This is a genomic window from Vibrio sp. CUB2, assembly GCF_001557945.1.
GTDB lineage: Bacteria > Pseudomonadota > Gammaproteobacteria > Enterobacterales > Vibrionaceae > Vibrio > Vibrio owensii.
Window position 1 is genome coordinate 384,656 of record NZ_LNRB01000003.1, and the last position, 17,426, is coordinate 402,081.

15 protein-coding genes are annotated in these 17,426 nt (G+C 45.2%); 6 read left to right on the plus strand and 9 right to left on the minus strand.

Going from position 1 to position 17,426, the window contains the following annotated elements; genetic code table 11:
* Nucleotides 1-176: 176 nt before the first annotated feature.
* The 4 genes from ATB78_RS06475 to ATB78_RS06490 all read left to right on the plus strand — a co-directional run bounded on the left by ATB78_RS06475 (nt 177) and on the right by ATB78_RS06490 (nt 5,989).
* Nucleotides 177-2,528: a helicase-related protein gene (locus tag ATB78_RS06475; RefSeq protein WP_061008144.1), complete on the plus strand. Its 2,352-nt coding sequence runs from the start codon at nt 177-179 to the stop codon at nt 2,526-2,528.
* A 119-nt stretch (nt 2,529-2,647) separates the two neighbouring features.
* Nucleotides 2,648-3,406, plus strand: coding sequence for a phospholipase A (locus ATB78_RS06480; RefSeq protein ID WP_005443280.1), 759 nt, complete (start codon nt 2,648-2,650; stop codon nt 3,404-3,406).
* Between the two features lie 235 nt (nt 3,407-3,641).
* The gene (locus ATB78_RS06485) at nt 3,642-4,019 is read left to right on the plus strand and encodes a hypothetical protein (protein ID WP_005443279.1); all 378 of its coding nucleotides are present in this window, start codon (nt 3,642-3,644) and stop codon (nt 4,017-4,019) included.
* A gap of 293 nt (nt 4,020-4,312) precedes the next feature.
* The gene (locus tag ATB78_RS06490; RefSeq protein ID WP_061008145.1) at nt 4,313-5,989 is read left to right on the plus strand and encodes an alkaline phosphatase D family protein; all 1,677 of its coding nucleotides are present in this window, start codon (nt 4,313-4,315) and stop codon (nt 5,987-5,989) included.
* A 105-nt stretch (nt 5,990-6,094) separates the two neighbouring features.
* Here the strand turns inward: ATB78_RS06490 and ATB78_RS06495 are convergent, their stop codons facing one another.
* From ATB78_RS06495 to ATB78_RS06530, 8 genes are all read right to left on the minus strand, one after another.
* Nucleotides 6,095-7,198 carry a phosphoribosylaminoimidazolesuccinocarboxamide synthase gene (locus ATB78_RS06495; protein ID WP_061008146.1) on the minus strand — a complete coding sequence of 368 codons (1,104 nt, stop codon included), beginning with the start codon at nt 7,196-7,198 and terminating at the stop codon, nt 6,095-6,097.
* A 203-nt stretch (nt 7,199-7,401) separates the two neighbouring features.
* Nucleotides 7,402-7,794 (minus strand): SulA-like leucine-rich domain-containing protein, encoded by a 393-nt coding sequence (locus tag ATB78_RS06500; protein ID WP_005443276.1) that lies wholly within the window; start codon nt 7,792-7,794, stop codon nt 7,402-7,404.
* A gap of 457 nt (nt 7,795-8,251) precedes the next feature.
* Nucleotides 8,252-8,569: a hypothetical protein gene (locus ATB78_RS06505; protein ID WP_227739867.1), complete on the minus strand. Its 318-nt coding sequence runs from the start codon at nt 8,567-8,569 to the stop codon at nt 8,252-8,254.
* A 249-nt stretch (nt 8,570-8,818) separates the two neighbouring features.
* The gene (locus tag ATB78_RS06510; RefSeq protein WP_009705862.1) at nt 8,819-9,004 is read right to left on the minus strand and encodes a hypothetical protein; all 186 of its coding nucleotides are present in this window, start codon (nt 9,002-9,004) and stop codon (nt 8,819-8,821) included.
* Between the two features lie 177 nt (nt 9,005-9,181).
* Nucleotides 9,182-10,162 carry a J domain-containing protein gene (locus ATB78_RS06515; RefSeq protein WP_061008147.1) on the minus strand — a complete coding sequence of 327 codons (981 nt, stop codon included), beginning with the start codon at nt 10,160-10,162 and terminating at the stop codon, nt 9,182-9,184.
* 76 nt (nt 10,163-10,238) lie between these two features.
* Nucleotides 10,239-10,907: an OmpA family protein gene (locus ATB78_RS06520; RefSeq protein WP_009705864.1), complete on the minus strand. Its 669-nt coding sequence runs from the start codon at nt 10,905-10,907 to the stop codon at nt 10,239-10,241.
* Nucleotides 10,908-11,063: 156 nt separating this feature from the next.
* Nucleotides 11,064-11,759, minus strand: coding sequence for a DUF2786 domain-containing protein (locus ATB78_RS06525; protein ID WP_005443269.1), 696 nt, complete (start codon nt 11,757-11,759; stop codon nt 11,064-11,066).
* A gap of 153 nt (nt 11,760-11,912) precedes the next feature.
* The gene (locus tag ATB78_RS06530; protein ID WP_009705865.1) at nt 11,913-12,596 is read right to left on the minus strand and encodes a DUF3334 family protein; all 684 of its coding nucleotides are present in this window, start codon (nt 12,594-12,596) and stop codon (nt 11,913-11,915) included.
* A 260-nt stretch (nt 12,597-12,856) separates the two neighbouring features.
* On the opposite strand from ATB78_RS06530, the gene ATB78_RS06535 reads away from it, so the two are divergent.
* Nucleotides 12,857-15,892 carry an FAD-binding and (Fe-S)-binding domain-containing protein gene (locus ATB78_RS06535; RefSeq protein WP_061008148.1) on the plus strand — a complete coding sequence of 1,012 codons (3,036 nt, stop codon included), beginning with the start codon at nt 12,857-12,859 and terminating at the stop codon, nt 15,890-15,892.
* Between the two features lie 92 nt (nt 15,893-15,984).
* Nucleotides 15,985-16,446: an isoprenylcysteine carboxylmethyltransferase family protein gene (locus ATB78_RS06540; RefSeq protein WP_033006935.1), complete on the plus strand. Its 462-nt coding sequence runs from the start codon at nt 15,985-15,987 to the stop codon at nt 16,444-16,446.
* A 116-nt stretch (nt 16,447-16,562) separates the two neighbouring features.
* Here ATB78_RS06540 and ATB78_RS06545 read toward each other — a convergent pair whose 3' ends face one another.
* Nucleotides 16,563-17,288 (minus strand): DUF3581 domain-containing protein, encoded by a 726-nt coding sequence (locus ATB78_RS06545; protein WP_009705868.1) that lies wholly within the window; start codon nt 17,286-17,288, stop codon nt 16,563-16,565.
* Nucleotides 17,289-17,426: the final 138 nt, after the last annotated feature.

Sequence of the window (17,426 nt, forward strand, 5' to 3'; positions counted from 1 at the left end):
TTGTAAACATTCGTTGATGCACATCAACGTAATGTCGCAAAAAAATCCAATTCCCGACGAAAATATCGTCACTGAAACATTAATACTGTCATTAAATGGCCAGAAACGATTCCTAAAGCAGGAATTTCTCACTCAGGTATAATGCCTCGCAATCCATTATCACGTTCTTATCTTTTATGTCTCAATTACCTATCGATAGCTTACAAGCGGAATTTGACCAACTCGTGAATCACCATCATTTGGTGGTTGAGGCCGAAACCGGCTCAGGTAAATCCACGCGATTGCCACTTTGGGCAGCAAATCACGGTCGAGTATTGGTGATTGAGCCACGCCGAATCGCTTGTACCTCGTTAGCTGAATTTCTTGCCGAGCAATCTGGTCAACCTTTAGGTAAACAGATTGGCTACGCGATAAAGCTTCACGCTCACTATGATGAAAAGACTAAAGTCGTGTTCGTGACGCCCGGTGTTGCGCTGCGTTGGTTCGCGGAAGACAAACTGGCTAGCTTCGATATCGTGATGGTGGACGAATTTCATGAACGCCGCTGGGACATTGATCTCCTTACCGCGATTTTAAAGCAAGAAAAACAGCACCGTCTGATTGTCACGTCAGCCACGTTAGAAGGCGAAAAGCTAGCGAACTATTTGGATGCCAAGCGCCTGCGTTCTGAAGGGCGTTGCTTTCCTGTCACCGTGACTCATCGCTCAATGGACAGTCGTTACTTGCCGAACAAGAAAGGTTGTGAGAAAGATGTTGTGCGCACAGTAAAAGAAGCACTCGAAGACGAAGAGGGCGATATTCTCGTTTTCTTACCGGGTCGAAAAGAGATCACTCAATGTGCACAAATGCTGCAAAGTATTGATGATGTGATGGTCGTGAAGCTGCATGCATCGGTGAGTGATGAAGAGCGCCATCGTGCGTTGACGGTACAAAAGCAGCGTAAAGTGGTGTTGGCAACCAACGTTGCAGAAACCTCTCTGACCATTCCAAACATCCGCGTGGTCATCGATAGTGGTTTGGAACGCAGAACCGTACAACGAAATGGACGAACAGCTCTGACGTTAAGTAACATTTCCAAAGCCAGCGCGGCGCAGCGAATGGGTCGAGCAGGCCGTGTTGCTGAAGGGGCGTGTATTCGCTTGTTTGGTGAGCATGCACCGTTGGAACTGGTGACGCCACCTGAATTGCACCGTGAAGAACTCGTAGAACCAATGCTCGCAGCGGCTTGTTGTGGATACAGACTTTCCGAACTTTCCTTCCTCGATTCTGTACCTGAAAAGTCACTTAACTCAGCACTCCAAACCCTGCAGGGGATGGCAGCGATAGACGAGCAAGGTGACATCACCGAGCACGGTAAAAAAGTTTACCCTCTACCAATTGATGCCTTATTTGCGGACTTAGTGACTCGCATCCAAACCAAATCAGAAAGAGAAGCAATGATCGACTTAGCGGCAGCGCTTTCTGTGCCCGCTCAGTTGTATCAATTGCAAGGTGGGGAATCGGCCGAAGCATTAGCACAAGAAGAACCATTTGGCTGCGATGCCTCGCTGATGATTCGCTTGGTGCGAGGGGAGCAACTCCCCGGCGTTAATCTTGATATAAGCGTGCTTGAAGAGGTGCAAGGTTTAGCAAAGCAGATGCGAGAAGTGTTTGAATTGCCGGATCTTGAAGTCGCATCGCGATACAAACGCGATAAATTGACTAAAGCCATTGCCACGTTACATCCAGAACTTGTATTTGTTCGCCGAGAACGACGTCGTGACGCGCTAGGCAATGGTTTGATGGAAATGATGGTTGGGCGTAGCCGTTTTCCGGAAAAAAGTGAAGCAGCTTTGGTGCTAGATAGCCACAGCGTACCCGGACGAGGTGTAAAACAGACGCTCAATCTTGCCTCCGTAATGCTGCCTGTTTCCCTCAATCTGCTGCGCGAATTAGAGCTTGGTGAGTGGCAACAAGGCGAAACCAATTATGAGGAAGAAGCCCCACGCGCGACTATGCATTTGATCTATGCAGGACGAACCATTTGTACTGAATATCAAGCGCTTGAAGGTGAAGTTGCCGTCCAATCTATTGTTGAGATGATTGAAGACGAAACGCTGTTACCGGGTTTTGCTCCATTGAGAAAACAGCAAATTCAGCACTGGAAGATCTATAACGCGCTTGGGTTAAATCCTGAGCCTATTGAAAAAACGGAACTTGACGGTTTATCTTTCACTACTTGGTTGGTCGAGCAGCTGGAAACGCTTGGTGTAGAAAGTGTGGAAGATATCGAGCTGTTTGAAGCCGAAGACATCCCATTCGAAGGTATTCCAGATTGGGAATATCAAGACTTTGCAGAGCAGTTCCCTTTAAAGTTGATCTTGGCGGAACTGAAACTCGATGTGGAATACTTTGTGTCTCGTAAACTGGTTCATGTCATTTACACTGAAGGCAGCCGAAAAGGCGACCCTAAACGTTGGGAGTTACCTCGCTGGGCTGGTTGGAAAGTGCAGTATAAAAAAGCCAGTCGTGTGCTTGATGTAAAATAAGGATATTTATAAGCCGGAACGATAATTGCTTTAATCCGTTTCCCTTGCAGTTTATGACCTGATTATTAGGTGATAAGGAATGAATTTGCCGCTCCGGTTGAGCGGCGTGAAGGAAAACGATGAAGTATAAAGCGATTCCACTATTGTTATGTCCGGTACTAGCGTACGGCAAAAGCATCACACACATCTCAACATACGAAGACAACTACGTTCTGGGTACCTACACCACAGACATCAATCAAGACGCCTACAACGAGCTCGGTTCAGATATGGACTCACTTCAGCAGTTTGAAGTGAAGTTTCAAATCTCGGCTTCTATCCCATTCTACCGATTCAGCTCTGGCACGGCCTTGATGGGGTCTTACACGCAAAAGTCTCTCTGGCAACTTGCTAACTCTGACATTTCTTCTCCGTTCAGAGAGACCAATTACAAACCTCAAGTGTTTCTTGCACATCAATCAAACATGCTGCTATTCAACCATTTAGAGGTGGGGTACAAGCATGAGTCAAATGGACAATCAAGTAAGCTATCTCGTAGTTGGGATCGCCTTTATATCGCAGCAGAGCGTTTTTCTGGTCCTGTTGAATACGGTGCGCACGCTTGGTGGGTGGTTACCACCGAAAATGATGACATGGAAAACTATTATGCCCCGTATGAACTGTGGGCAAAGGTCTACACTGGCGCTGGTGTATTTAATACCCGAGGCTTCTATAACTTTGCCGATGATAAAGGTGGCGTAGAATTGGGGTACACCTTGTACTTCAATGACATCTTAGGTTTGTACGTTCAGGGCTACCATGGCTATGGTGAAACCTTGATTGATTACGACCATTCGCAAACGCGTGTTGGGCTTGGGATCAGGTTGGTTAACTTATAACGCCGATCTGCTTGTATCCCTTGTTGCCGCTTAGTTTTAGTTTGGCGTTTAAAATATTAATCAATTGGATGCTTATATATGGCGAAGCTGTACATCATTTGTTACAAAGCTGGTTTTAATATTTCCTTTTGAGGTTAAATTAGGGCATAAAAGACCATTGTTTTATATCCTATTGCTATATCAAAATAATTGAACGATATTTTGTATATCTCATTTCAGAGTGTCGAGGCATAGGATGGAGCAACAAGGAAAGACATGCATTGAATTCGACTACACAAGCTTCCTAGGGGCAACAGGAAGTAAGAAGTGGACCTTCTTGGAGGCATTCGCCACCATCGCTCCCATTTTTGGCCTGATGTGGAAACAGAACATCGCGGAGTTAAGCCAACCAGAGGATCGCCTTTGGGATGCTGCCTTAAAATCGATGTCTTCTCGTCAGAGCGATGAATCCAATCTAGTGATGTTGGTGAAGCTAGCAAAACACGAAGGGATCCATGAATTACGTGTAGTTATGCCTTATTCGTTAGACTCAAAACAAATAGAGTACATTGAATCTAGAAGTAAACTAAAAGTAGAAACTGCAGAGCAAGATGTGCTTAATTTGAAGCTCTAACACCCAAGGAACATTTCCCCCAAACACAAAGGCGACCAGCAACGGTCGCTTTTTTTATGTTTGTCCTATCGATTCTATAAATTGGTTTTCAATTTGTTGGAACTGTGATGAATATAGAGTATTTACACTTAAAGTAACAAAAAATTAACATCAAGAAATGCAATTGTCATAACTAGCTTCTAACTTAATGTTTTTTAGAGTAATTAGCCAAACGACCCCAAGGCCCAAATTGGCTCGTTACTCAGCGCATGAAAACGCGCATTGATAAAAACACAATAACAAAGGAAGTTACTATGTCATTGTCTCGCAGAGACTTTATAAAAGTCGTCTCTTCAGGAGCCGTTGCTACCACGCTGACCGCTTGTGGAAGTGATGATAACAATACTGCCACTGCTGCCTCATTCGAGCATGGCGTCGCCAGTGGTGACCCAACTCAAACTCAAGTGATTATCTGGACAAGAGTGACTACGCAGGCGAGTTATGTCGATGTCTCTTGGCAGGTGTCTGCAACGGAAGACTTTTCTAGCATCGAGCAAAGTGGCACTTTTACCACAGATACCAGTCGCGATTTTACGGTTAAGGTCGATGTGCAAAACCTTAATCCAAGCTCCCAGTACTACTACCGATTCATGGTGGGAGAGAATAGTAGCATAGTAGGTATGACACAGACCTTACCGGAAGGCAGCGTGACCAAAGCGTCTATGGCAGTCGTGTCTTGCGCAAATTATCCTACGGGGTATTTCAACGCCTACAAGGAGATTCTTGTACAGCATCAAAAGGAAGCATTCGATGTGGTTTTGCATCTCGGTGATTACATTTATGAATACGGCGCTGGTGGTTATGCGAGCGAAGATGCAGCTGTGTTAGGTCGTGAGCCGAGTAAAGGCACAGAATGTATTACGTTAGATGATTATCGAAAGCGCTATGCTCAATATCGCCAAGATGAAGATCTGCAAGCTCTACATGCGGCGTTACCAATGATTGCGGTTTGGGATGACCACGAGTTAGCTAATGATGCATGGAAAGAGGGGGCGGAAAACCACCAAGACAACGAAGGCAGCTTTGATGATAGGCGTGCCGCGGCAGCAGCAGCTTGGACTGAATGGCTCCCTGTGCGAGAAAACACCTTCTCAAACATGCTGATTTATCGTCAGTTTGCTTTTGGTGACCTAATCAATCTAATGATGCTCGACACTCGATTGGTAGGCCGCGACCAACCTTTGGATTATTTCTCTCTCACCGCACCAACAATGGAAGCAATTGGTAACCTAGTTGCTCAGTCACGTAGTTCCGAACGAGAACTGCTTGGTACAGAGCAGTTAGCGTGGTTGATGAATGCGTTTAACAGCCAGAATGCAAAGTGGAATGTGCTTGGACAGCAAGTGCTGATGTCACGCATGGAGCTTCCGAGCTCGGTCATGTTGGCGATGTTCCAACTTTTTACCGCAACCGATGAGCAGAAGTTGGACGCATTATTGGCAGTGAACAATGCAATCGCAGGTTATCTTGCTGACCCAAGCTCAGACACGATTAAACTGCCGTATAACCTCGATGCTTGGGATGGTTACTATGTCGAACGTGAGCGCATTTATGAAATTGCTAAAGCAAGCTCAGGCAACTTTGTGTGTTTGGCGGGCGATACACATAATGCATGGACTAGTGAGTTGAAGGATGTGTCGAACAATCCTATTGGCGTTGAATTCGCGACAAGCTCGGTCAGTTCGCCGGGCTTGGAAGAATATTTAGCGTTGGAGCCAGTTGCGATTGCTCAGATGGAATATTCACTGCCGAATTTAGTCTCTGAGCTGCAATGGGCAGACATTAAGCAACGCGGTTTCATGCGTGTGACCTTTACGCCAGAGAAAGCGCAATCAACGTGGTACATGCTTTCCAGCATTAAAGATAAAAACTATCAAGTGACAACCAAGTCGGCATCCACAACGGATGGTCTGACGCTCGATATAGAGTAGGGCAGCTAACGAATACGTTCTAGACGACCGCGCTAGAAATAAGAAAGTCCGCACTTGGCGGACTTTCTTGTTGGTTAATCTAGTAACTCAGCGTAAAGGCTGGCTTTAGTCGATTAGACCGTATTCTTTGCTCAAGATTTCGATGATCTCTGCTTTTGGATTCTCGCTCAACTTGATTGGTTGCCCTGTGATTTTTTCTGCAATGCCGATATACGTGCGAGAGATGTCCATCAAAGACTCCACTGGCAGGTCGTTATCACGAGCAAGGGCTTCACGCTCTGGCATGCGTTCTTTGTTAAGCAGAATATCAGGATCAGGGAAGTGGTTTAGTAAGAACTGACGGAAACCTTCTTTCGAGTTCTCAACAATGTTACCCGCTTGGTATTCTTTTGTATCCCAAATACGTGACGAATCAGGCGTACCTACTTCATCCATGTAAATTAGCTTTTCGTTACCGGCAGCGTCGTGTACGTAACCAAATTCAAACTTAGTATCTACGAATGTTTGGTCAACGGCTTCAAGCGCATCGCTGATCACGTTAAAGCCTTCTTTCAATAGCTTTTCGTATTGTGCAATGTCTTCTGCACTTGAGAAGTTGAAAGCTTCATAGTTATCCACGATGTTTTGGCGAGTGATGTTCACGTCATCCGCTTCAGGAACGCCTGGAATGCCTTTCAAGATACCTTTAGTTGAAGGTGTCATTAGCAGTTCAGGTAGCGCTTTATCCTTCTCAAGACCTTCAGGAAGCTGAATGCCACAGAATTCACGCTCGCCATTTGCGTAGGCACGCCACATAGAACCCGTGATGTACTTACGGCAGATTGCTTCAATCTTAACTGGCTTCGCTTTTTGTACGATCCAAACGAATGGGTGAGGGATGTCCAAGATATGACTATCAGCAAGGCCGTTGTCTTTGAACAATTTGAACCAGTGGTTAGAGATCGCGTTGAGTGCAGCGCCTTTACCCGGCACGCCTTTGAGTCCACCTTCGCCGTGCCAGATACAATCGAATGCAGAGATACGGTCACTGATCACCATGATGGCCAGCGGGGCATTAGGAGCGACATCGTATCCTTTTTCTTTGATCAGTCGTGCGCTGTCTTCTTCAGTTAACCAGTAAACAGAGCGAACTTTTCCGCTGTGAACAGGCTTGTGGGTGCGAATTGGCAGGTCGTCATTGACGGCAAGTACTTGATTAGCAAGGCTCATTGCGACATTCCTATCATCTTAATCAAACGTCATAAAGAGAAGATATCCAGCGAAAAGAGCACGCTGAATAAATCGAATGAGGGCATCATACCAGAACTATTTTAACTCGCCAGAGAAAAAGCAAACGTTTGCCTTAATTTGTTAAAGCACAAAAAAGCCCCCTTAAAAGGAGGCGAGATGCAGGATGGATAACGTCGATCTTGTTAGTGGTACTTGTTCACTCTGCCTTCGACGAAAAAGACTTCACACTGATAACGTTGAGCAATATCGCGAAGCATTGATTGATTCATTAGGGCAATCTTGTTCGATGCGACGACAGCGCTAGCGTTACCAGACTGAATAGCTTTAATCACGATTTCCACTTCAGAAAGCTGTTGAGACGGCTTCATCTGAATGATGTTTTGACAGCGAATGTTGGAAGCAGCAAGTTGCTCAAAGTCAGGACGAGGGCACTCAGCGGTAAACAGAATCCATTGCTGTTGTTGAGACAATACTGCCAACTTAGAAAGAAGTTGGTCTGACACGTCCATAGGTTGTGTTGCTTGTGCCAATACGTTGTAGCGAGAGTATGTATGAGATTGAGTTTGTAACTGCATCTTGCTGTTCCTTTATACATGCTGTATGTGTATACAGTAGTTTGTTTTTGATGCCTGATCAACCGATTTTTATGAATTGAGTTGAAAAACTTTCCCTTACTTATGATTTGTTTTTTTCTAAGTTATTGAAATTAAGATGTAAAGTTTGGGTTTTGATATGTTTGATAAACATGGTGAAATGTGAAGCCACCTGCATTCCGGAGCTGTATATACAGGTGATTACTACTGTATATACAGTAATTTCGGCTTAGCTATACAGTGGTTTTAACCGGTTTATACAGTGCTTTTTCGTGATGGCACACAGTGGTGTTAGTGCTTTTGAGGGAGAAGAAAGGAAGAGAAAACAAGGAAGGCAGAGGCGGGACGTTTAAGAAAGCGCTTTGCTTTTTCAGACAACGATAAAAAGCAGGCTACGAATACGCAGCCTGAAAATACAAGGAGCGATGTTTAATAATGGTTAGAATTCGGTTTTTGCACGCGCGATTTCTGTTTCAAACTGACCAAGGTTGCCAGCTCTTACAAGCTGAACCATAGTTTGAAACATGGTGCGAATTTGTTCGATGTTACCTGAATTGGCACGGGAGCATAAACTGCCAAGGTCGGAGTTTGCTAACCGCAATAATCGACTTTTGTTAGGGCCAGAGACTTTTCTTTTAATTGTATTTTTCAAAACCATCAACTCGCCAGTTGCAACGGCTTCAGGAGGCTGGCTAGCAATAATTGCTTCCGCTTCATCTGTGTACATATGGTCACCTGTTTTTTGTTTGAGCGACAAAACTATACTCCAGATGTATCGTGGGTTTGACCCGCTGACAGGGAAAACCATCAACATCACTATGAAATAAGTGACACTGTTTTTAATAGGTCAATTAATAGCCGATTTGAGAGTGTGAGAACCACCAGAGAACTAGAGAATGTGATTGCGGAGTGTTTTGGTTGTGAGGGCTTCACGTTCTAATGAAGGATCAAAAAAGCGCCTTGTGATAAGGCGCCCTTGAAAATCAGTTCCGTTGATTTGTTCTATTTAGCTTGCTCGTTGTTCCAAACGCTCGCGCATTTGCAATTCGCCTTGGTTGAATAGGCGGACATCGATTTTCGCGATGTCGTAGCAAGAGCTGCATGAACGATGGTATTTACCATCTACGTAATCATGACGAGTTACAAAGCTAGGTTTTTTACACCAGTCACAGGTGCCTTCTTCAGTGAACATTGATTTTCTCCCCACCTACATAAATTTTAGTCGCTAGGTGTTATTTTTCGCCCAGCATTATGGCATATAAAAGATGGTCAAGTTAAATGTCTGTTAATTTGTTTGAGAGGGAGATCGATTGCGAGCCTTTATTTTCTAGGATGAAAAGCTCGCAAGATAAAGGTGTGCGGCTAAGTTTTACTCTTTTGTAACATTTTGTGAAATGGTTTTAAACGCCTGATTTAAACGCTTCATCTCTTCTTCACTCCCCCTCGAATCAGGATGATAGAGTTTAGATAATTGTCTGTAGCGCAACTTCACTGCTTTACTGTCTGGAATGGTTTGCGGGGTATAGCCAAACATCGCACAAGCGACGAGAAGTTTTTGGTTCTCAGATTGACCTTTTATCTTCTTAAACTCTTTAAATACTTTTTCGAGTTGGCGCTTAAGTTGTTTATTGGCAAACTGCAGTTCTTTCACTTGTGTCTCTAATTGCAGAGAGCGTGATACTTCATTTGCTGCAGTGGCTTTGGTCTTTTGTGTATGCCTGCGGTAACCGAATGCACCGCCTCCAAGTAGTAGAGCAAAGCCCAAAGCGCCAGAGGCATACCAAACGTTGGAGTTTTCAGCTTTCTTTGCTTGTTGAATTTCAATGGTCTCTTTCTGTTCTTCGTCTGTAGCTTGCTTATCCAACTCTACAATCTCAGAAACTTGTTTGGCCCTGAGTTGATTGAAGCGTTCTTCCAAAAACTGGTTATAGGCTTCTTCTGCCTGAGGGTTTTTAAGTGCAGACAGTTGATACCAAGCTTCGACGAGATCAGAGTTCGATACTTCCGCTTGATGGTGCTGGACAAAATCGGCCAACAAAAAGCCACGGTCGGTTGGATCGTTTAGCGCAACAGAAGTGAACCAATAAATCGCTTGGGTGAAATCCGTGTTGCCAGTTAAACCGCGAGCGTAATCTTCTGCTAATTGTTTTTGAGCAGGTAAGTAATCTTGATGTGCCGCTTGTTCTAGCCAATAACGTGCGTCAGTAGGTGATTCTGGATTTGAGGTTAACGCCAGTTGCTGTGCAAGGTCGAATTGGGCTTCAGGTTGTGTCGGGTTCTGAGAAGCAAATGCAGTGCTCGTAAGGCAGGCACTTAAAGCAAAGGTGAGGGCAGTGGTTCTCAAAGACATTGGGTATGTCAGGTCTAGCGAACAACGCTAGACCTGCTCCGGTAATAATTGTTATTACCGATATGGTGCAACCAAATTACTTCAGTGGCAAGATCTGGATTTCAACACGACGGTTGCAAGCACGACCTTCAGAAGTTTGGTTTGAGCAAATTGGGTTACGCTCACCGTAGCCACGTGCGATAGCGCGACCTGGTGCAACGTTTTGTGATACTAGGTATTGACGTACCGATTCAGCACGACGCTCTGATAGCGTTTGGTTGTAAGAATCGCTACCTGTGCTGTCTGTGTAACCATCGATCACAAGGCTTGTGTCTGGGTATTCAACTAGGATGCGAGCCACACCACGTAGTGTGTTGTGGATGCTTGCGTCTAGTTGGTAAGAGCTTGAAGAGAAGCCAATGCCGTTTTCCATGCGAAGAAGCAGTTGGTTTTCGCCAACACGTTCAACTTGTACGCCAGAGTTTAATAGAGCACGACGCAGTTCCGCTTCTTGTTGGTCGAAGTAGTAACCAACACCAGCGCCTGTCGCACCACCAGCTGCTGCACCAATCAATGCGTGTTTACGACGTTCTTTAGCGTCGTCACCAGTCGCAAGACCAATTGCTGCCCCCGCAATCGCACCGATAAGCGCACCTTGCGTGGTTGAGTTAGTTTCGTATTCACCTGTAGTTGCGTTTTGGCGTTGTGTTGCTTGACAGCCAGTAAGAGCCAGCACTAGCGCAAGTGCAATAGACATCTTTTTCAAGGGAAAATCTCCGTATAAGCCGAGGCGCAAGTGCGCCTCATAATGGGATGTGAATTATGGAATAGAAGGTATTGATATTTGTTATGCGAACGTCAGATTGATAGAAGCTTTGTAAGCTTTTTCTTATAGTTGGCGATGTTGTAATCAGTTCCAGAGTTATTTAGAAGGGTTATCCAACATTTTTCTCGCCTGCTCTCCGCCAACCCCTCGGTTAACGGAAACTTTGCGGCCTTTTTTCAAGCCGACTTCGTAATCTGCAGTGATGTTCTTCATCGCTTCCTTGAGCTGTTTCTTGAACGTCTCACGGTCGATGTTTTTAAATTCTTTATCAATGTAGTTATTGATTTTGTTTGCGGATTCTTCGTCTGGTGAGATCACAGGTAGCTTTTCGAGCGCACCTTCTACCCAACCAGAAACGAAGGAGTTAACACGACGCGTTACTTCCATTGAAGAAGTGCCTGAACCCGCGAAACTATTACGGAACTGTCCGGTGCTCTCGTTCATCTCACGATAGATAATATCAAAGGCAAAAGCCGCAAAAATCGCGCGGTCTGCTTCACCGATAAACTCTACTCGTTTAAGCCCTTTATGGTTCAGAAGAACCGCCTCAACACCGAACTTAGTATTGATGCCGCGAATCACGCGCAATATCGTCGAGCTAATGCTTGCTGGCAAGAGATGTGAAGACTGAGTCTTACCCATCTTGATAAACTCAATATCGTCCTTATCCAAGCCATATTTCAGCATGAGACGATGCGCCATCTTGATAGCGTTCGCCGCTTCATTTACGTTGGCGGAGTTGCCCAGTTCTAAACACTTGGCGATTTTTTTCAGAGCTTTTTGTTTATCCATCGACGACCAGTACCGGGAACTGAAAATTTAGGAAGTCGGATATATTACCTTTTTTGATGGGAAAACGGAATAACGATGGAGAGGGAAAACTGTGCCGCAAAAAGAAAGCCCCTTATGGAAAGAGGCTTTGAGAAAGGTCGTTGTTTGACAATATTACAGACCAAGCTGATCTAGCAGATCATCCGCGTCACTTTTTGAGCTTGCTGATTCTGCTGCTTTTTTGTCAGCCATACTTTTGCGCGTGGCTTCTAAAATATCATCCGGGCTTTCATCCTCAGCCACTTCAAACTCTTCAAGTTGGATAAACTCGGTCTTGTCCATCGCAAGTTCTAGGTAGAAGATATTATTGTTCTCTGTAGAGAAGGTGACTCGGCGCGCTTGAGGACGGTCTAGATTGGTATCAACTTGCAGAATCACTTGCTTGTTCAGTGAAAGCATTTTTGGTTGGTTCTGCGTGATATTGGTCTGCAGCTCTTTACGAATTTTATTGGTGAAGTCGCCGACCAATTGGTTCATCAGCTCACCAAGCACATCGCCCACTTCATCTGAAGTGTGTGAGATCGCTAACTCTTCCTCTGGCATGCCCATATTACGCATGTAGTTGGTGTAAATCTCTAAGGCCGCTTTTGCTGTAAAGTTAATTACAACAAGGCCAGTGAAGCCTCCATCAAACAATACAAAACAACCAAAATCCGGCTTGAGGCTGGTTTTGTTGATCTTTTGCACCATGGCAGAGTAGTTAACTTGAGAAGAGGTTGCTGAAGTAAGTACGCCAGAAACCGACTGGCAAAGTTTTAGAAGGATATCTTCAGTGGTTACAACTTTATTTTTTTTCATCCTGAAAGCTCATATTGAAAGGCTATTTCTTTTTCAATGTAAGGCATCAAGCGTTATAAAATAAAGCATAAGTTTAATTCTTGTATTGAGATTCTGATTTGAACGCCTTTTTAAATGTTGTAAAGTGACGTAATTCAAAGAAAACAACCTCATTCATACCTCTAACTCGCCAGTGGTTTTTTTGGTCGTTGATGGTGAGAATGATTAAAAATTAGATAACCCGCAGCTGATTGGATCAGCGCAGTAGGGGCAGGAAGCAAATGTTACCAAGATTACACTCGCAAACGGATGTCGATCCTCTTGTTCTTAGTTTTCTCAAAGAGCTTGAGCACTCCGGGTTCACTGGCGATATCGAAAGCCAATACTCTAGCCGTCTCGCAGTAGCCACTGATAACAGTGTCTACCAGCAACTTCCTCAGGCTGTTGTTCACCCCAAAACCACCCAAGACGTTTCCCTCATCGGTAAACTCAGCAACAAAGAAAAATACGAGCGTATTACCTTTTCTCCTCGTGGCGGCGGTACGGGTACGAACGGTCAATCTTTAACGAAGGGCATCGTGGTTGATTTGTCTCGCCACATGAACCAAGTTCTAGAAGTGAATGAAGAAGAAGGCTGGGTTCGTGTTCAAACGGGTGTGGTTAAAGACCAACTGAATGATGCTGTTCGCCCGTATGGTTATTTCTTTTCGCCTGATTTATCGACCAGCAACCGTGCCACGATTGGTGGGATGATCAACACCGATGCGTCTGGCCAAGGCTCGCTTAAGTACGGTAAAACCTCAGACCACGTTCTTTCTCTTCAAGCGGTTTTTGCTGATGGTTCGATTTTGGAATCTGACCTTTCTCATGGCTTGCCAAACGAAGGGGAGTTTGCCAATACGGCAATGCGTGTGACGGAGTCGGTATGTCGTGACAAGCGCCAGCAAATTAATGATAAGTTTCCACCGTTAAACCGCTTCTTAACTGGCTATGACCTTAAAAACGCATTTGATGAAGAGGCAGACAGCTTCGATATCACTCGTGTTTTGTGCGGCGCTGAGGGCTCATTGGCCTTTATCACCGAAGCGAAGCTCAACCTAACCCGCATTCCTAAAGCGCGTACTCTGGTTAACGTTAAGTACAACAGTTTTGATTCGGCTCTGCGCAACGCGCCATTTATGGTGGAAGCGAAAGCGTTGTCCGTTGAGACAGTGGATTCAAAAGTTCTGAACTTGGCGAAGCAAGACATTGTTTGGCACACAGTCAGTGACTTGATCACCGACGTACCTGATAAAGAGATGCTTGGCATCAACATGGTCGAGTACGCAGGTCAGGATGAAGAAGAAGTGGCTTCTCAAGTCGCGTTTCTAACGGCCAAGCTCGATAGTATGCTAGAAACGGAAGAAGCGGGCATCATTGGCTACCAAGTCTGCAGTGATGTGGCGAGCATTGGCCGTATCTACAATATGCGTAAAAAAGCCGTGGGGTTATTAGGCGCAGCAAAAGGGCGTGCGAAACCAGTCGCGTTTGCCGAGGACACTTGTGTTCCGCCAGAAAACTTAGCGGACTTTATCGTTGAGTTTCGCGAGTTGCTAGACGCAAAATCGCTTAACTACGGCATGTTTGGTCACGTAGATGCAGGTGTTCTCCACGTTCGACCAGCATTGGATCTGTGCGATCCTCACCAAGAAGCCTTGATGCATGAAATCTCGGATGAGGTGGTTAAGCTGGTGGCAAAATACGGCGGCTTAATGTGGGGTGAACACGGCAAAGGGTTCCGCTCTGAATACGGCCCTGAGTTTTTTGGTGAAGAACTCTTTACTGAATTGCGCCGAGTGAAAGCTGCTTTTGATCCACACAACAAAATGAACCCAGGCAAGATCTGTACGCCGCTGAATAGCGATGCTGAGCTTGTGAAAGTCACCGATACCAAACGCGGTTACTATGATCGTCAGATTGACGTACAAGTACGTGATAGCTTCAAGCAAGCGATGGAGTGTAACGGTAACGGCTTGTGTTTTAACTACGACACCAGCTCGCCTATGTGTCCTTCAATGAAAGTCACTGCAGACCGTCGTCATTCGCCGAAAGGGCGTGCAGGTTTAGTTCGTGAGTGGCTACGCCAGTTGACTGAGCAGGGCATTGATATTCTCGATCTAGAGAAGCAGACGCTGGAAAACAAAACGTCCATCAAAACCATGATTGACCGTGTGCGTCATTCGATTAATCGTCGTCATGAGTATGACTTTTCCCACGAAGTGTATGAAGCGATGAATGGTTGTTTGGCGTGTAAAGCGTGTGCGAGTCAGTGTCCGATTAAAGTGGATGTACCTAGTTTCCGCTCTCGCTTCCTCAATATTTATCACTCGCGTTATCAACGCCCGGCAAAAGACTATTTGGTATCGAACATTGAATCCATGTTGCCATTGATGGCCAAAGCGCCAAGTGTCGTGAATGGTGTGCTCAAGCAATCTTGGGTGCAAAGTCTAACGGCTTCGACGGTGGGGTATGTTGATGCTCCGTTATTGTCTGTACCGACTTTGAAAGAGCGAGTCGAGACGTTAACCACGGCTTATGACCTTCAAGCACTAAGTGGCTTATCAAGTGAAGACAAACAAAAGCATGTGCTGATTGTTCAAGACCCTTTCACCAGTTACTACGACGCAGAGGTGGTGGAAGATTTCATCAAACTGGTTAAGAAGTTGGGTATGAATCCGGTTCTTCTGCCATTTAAGCCAAACGGCAAAGCACAGCACATCAAAGGTTTCTTACGTCAGTTTAAGAACACCGCGCAAGATACCGCGAAGTTCTTGGAGATGGTCGCGGACCTAGATATCCCATTGGTGGGAGTCGATCCTGCGTTAGTACTGTGTTACCGCGACGAGTATGCTGAAGTATTGGGTAACAAGCGTGGTCAGTTTGATGTGCTTACTGCCCATGAGTGGCTTCATCCAAGACTGGGCGAGTTCGATGCTCTTGAGTCTAAAGAGCAAGCACCTTGGTACCTGTTCGCTCATTGTACGGAGAAAACCAAATTGCCAAATGCAGAGAAAGAGTGGGGGGCTATCTTCGCCCACTTCGGTGCGGTGCTGAACACTGTGCCTGTAGGCTGTTGTGGTATGGCGGGGACCTTTGGCCATGAAGTAGATAAGCTCTCGATGTCGCGTGACATTTATGATCTGAGCTGGAAGCCAAACTTGGACAAACTCGATAACGAGCGTTGCTTGATTACGGGGTACTCCTGCCGAAGCCAAGTCAAACGATTTGAAGGGGTAAAACCTAAGCACCCAGTTCAAGCTTTGCTAACCTTGATATAATGTTTTACGAAAGCCCAGTCTAACTGGGCTTTTTATCATTTAAGAACCGTTACTGACGATGACAACGTTTTATTCTCATAAGGATATGAAGATTGAAAAAGCTTGAGCTTAAAGTGCCACCTGTCGCTCTATTTTTGTTGATGGTATTGCTGATGTACTGGCTGAAAGACGTCGTGCCAGAAATGAAAATTACCGTACCGTTTGTTGAGTTTGTTACTGCTGGGCTTGTTTTGATAGCAGGGTTTGTCGGCATTGCCGGTGTTTACGAGTTTCGTAAAGCCAAGACGACAGTAAACCCCGTGAAACCAGAAACCGCGTCGCTGGTGGTCGATACAGGCGTATTTGCTTACACACGCAATCCAATGTATGTAGCGCTTTTGCTTGTCATTATCGCTATTGGTCTATGGTGGCAACATCTCAGTGTTATCTTGTGCGGTGTATTGTTTGTCGCGTACATGAATCGCTACCAAATTAAGCCAGAAGAACGCGCTTTGGAAAGACTATTCGGGGAAGATTACCTAGATTATAAGAACCAAGTCCGTCGCTGGATTTGATGAGTAAATAAACCGCAGATAAAAAGAAAGCCCAGCATATTTGCTGGGCTTTCTATTGAATTTCTTTTTTGGAAAGGAGCGGCAGGGCTTGTCTGCTGGAGCATAGCTTCCGAAGACTAAGCTGCCTTAGCGAACTTTGCTAAGAAGGCATCCTTACGCTCGTTAAAGCGTTGTACCAAATCGTCAACTGCATCTTGGTCGTATGGTTTAAGGCCACTTGCCACCATACGTTTGATGCCTTTACCAACGACTTCACCGTCTTGTTTGAATGCAAAGTTTAACGTTACAACACCACGCTTGCCTTCCACATCAAACGTTGCGCCTGTGAAATCGACTTCTGGGTGAGTCAGGTCTAAACGACAGAACTCAACTTCCATGCTTTCGTAAATCACCAGTGGACGTTGGCAGTTGATCATCATCTGTTTCTCTTCCATTAGAGGAACCATGATGTGAGGGAAGTTCATGCCAGAGAATTGAACGTAGTTAGTCACCACGTGCTCAATGAATGCTGGATCTTGGTTTGTTTCGCCTTCACGAGACATGTGTAGGTATTCTTTACCTGCCTCATCGACCACGGCGCTTTCTTTTTCACACTTATTTTCGATGTGAAGTGCAACGCCATCATTCACCATTCCAGAGAAATCGAAACGCATCTTTTGGCTTACGCCTTCTTTGCTCAGCAATACTGCAAAAAGCAGATCGCCTGGAACGCAAAAGCGCTTGTTGTCTTCATCGTGAATAGGGTTGTAATCACCAGCTACGCGTTTTGCGAAGTGACTTGCTTGTTCACGAGTGAACTGAAATTGGTGATTAGTGTTTGAAAAATAAGGTGTTAGAAACATAATTTTTACGTAGTAACCAAAACTGTCAGGGATTATATGCGAATATCTGCGTAGCAATGGTCCATCCAGTGAAAACTTCACTGTATCTTAACAATGAAACGATAACGCAGCGGAATAAAGCACCAAAAAGAGCGCTTT

Excerpts from the sequence above, each read along its gene's own strand:
- ATB78_RS06475 (WP_061008144.1), top strand. The coding sequence starts at position 177 with ATGTCTCAATTACCTATCGATAGCTTACAAGCGGAATTTGACCAACTC.
- ATB78_RS06510 (WP_009705862.1), bottom strand. The coding sequence starts at position 9,004 with ATGTTCACTGAAGAAGGCACCTGTGACTGGTGTAAAAAACCTAGCTTT.
- ATB78_RS06490 (WP_061008145.1), top strand. The coding sequence starts at position 4,313 with ATGTCATTGTCTCGCAGAGACTTTATAAAAGTCGTCTCTTCAGGAGCC.
- ATB78_RS06485 (WP_005443279.1), top strand. The coding sequence starts at position 3,642 with ATGGAGCAACAAGGAAAGACATGCATTGAATTCGACTACACAAGCTTC.
- ATB78_RS06500 (WP_005443276.1), bottom strand. The coding sequence starts at position 7,794 with ATGCAGTTACAAACTCAATCTCATACATACTCTCGCTACAACGTATTG.
- ATB78_RS06545 (WP_009705868.1), bottom strand. The coding sequence starts at position 17,288 with ATGTTTCTAACACCTTATTTTTCAAACACTAATCACCAATTTCAGTTC.
- ATB78_RS06525 (WP_005443269.1), bottom strand. The coding sequence starts at position 11,759 with ATGGATAAACAAAAAGCTCTGAAAAAAATCGCCAAGTGTTTAGAACTG.
- ATB78_RS06515 (WP_061008147.1), bottom strand. The coding sequence starts at position 10,162 with ATGTCTTTGAGAACCACTGCCCTCACCTTTGCTTTAAGTGCCTGCCTT.
- ATB78_RS06535 (WP_061008148.1), top strand. The coding sequence starts at position 12,857 with ATGTTACCAAGATTACACTCGCAAACGGATGTCGATCCTCTTGTTCTT.
- ATB78_RS06480 (WP_005443280.1), top strand. The coding sequence starts at position 2,648 with ATGAAGTATAAAGCGATTCCACTATTGTTATGTCCGGTACTAGCGTAC.
- ATB78_RS06530 (WP_009705865.1), bottom strand. The coding sequence starts at position 12,596 with ATGAAAAAAAATAAAGTTGTAACCACTGAAGATATCCTTCTAAAACTT.
- ATB78_RS06495 (WP_061008146.1), bottom strand. The coding sequence starts at position 7,198 with ATGAGCCTTGCTAATCAAGTACTTGCCGTCAATGACGACCTGCCAATT.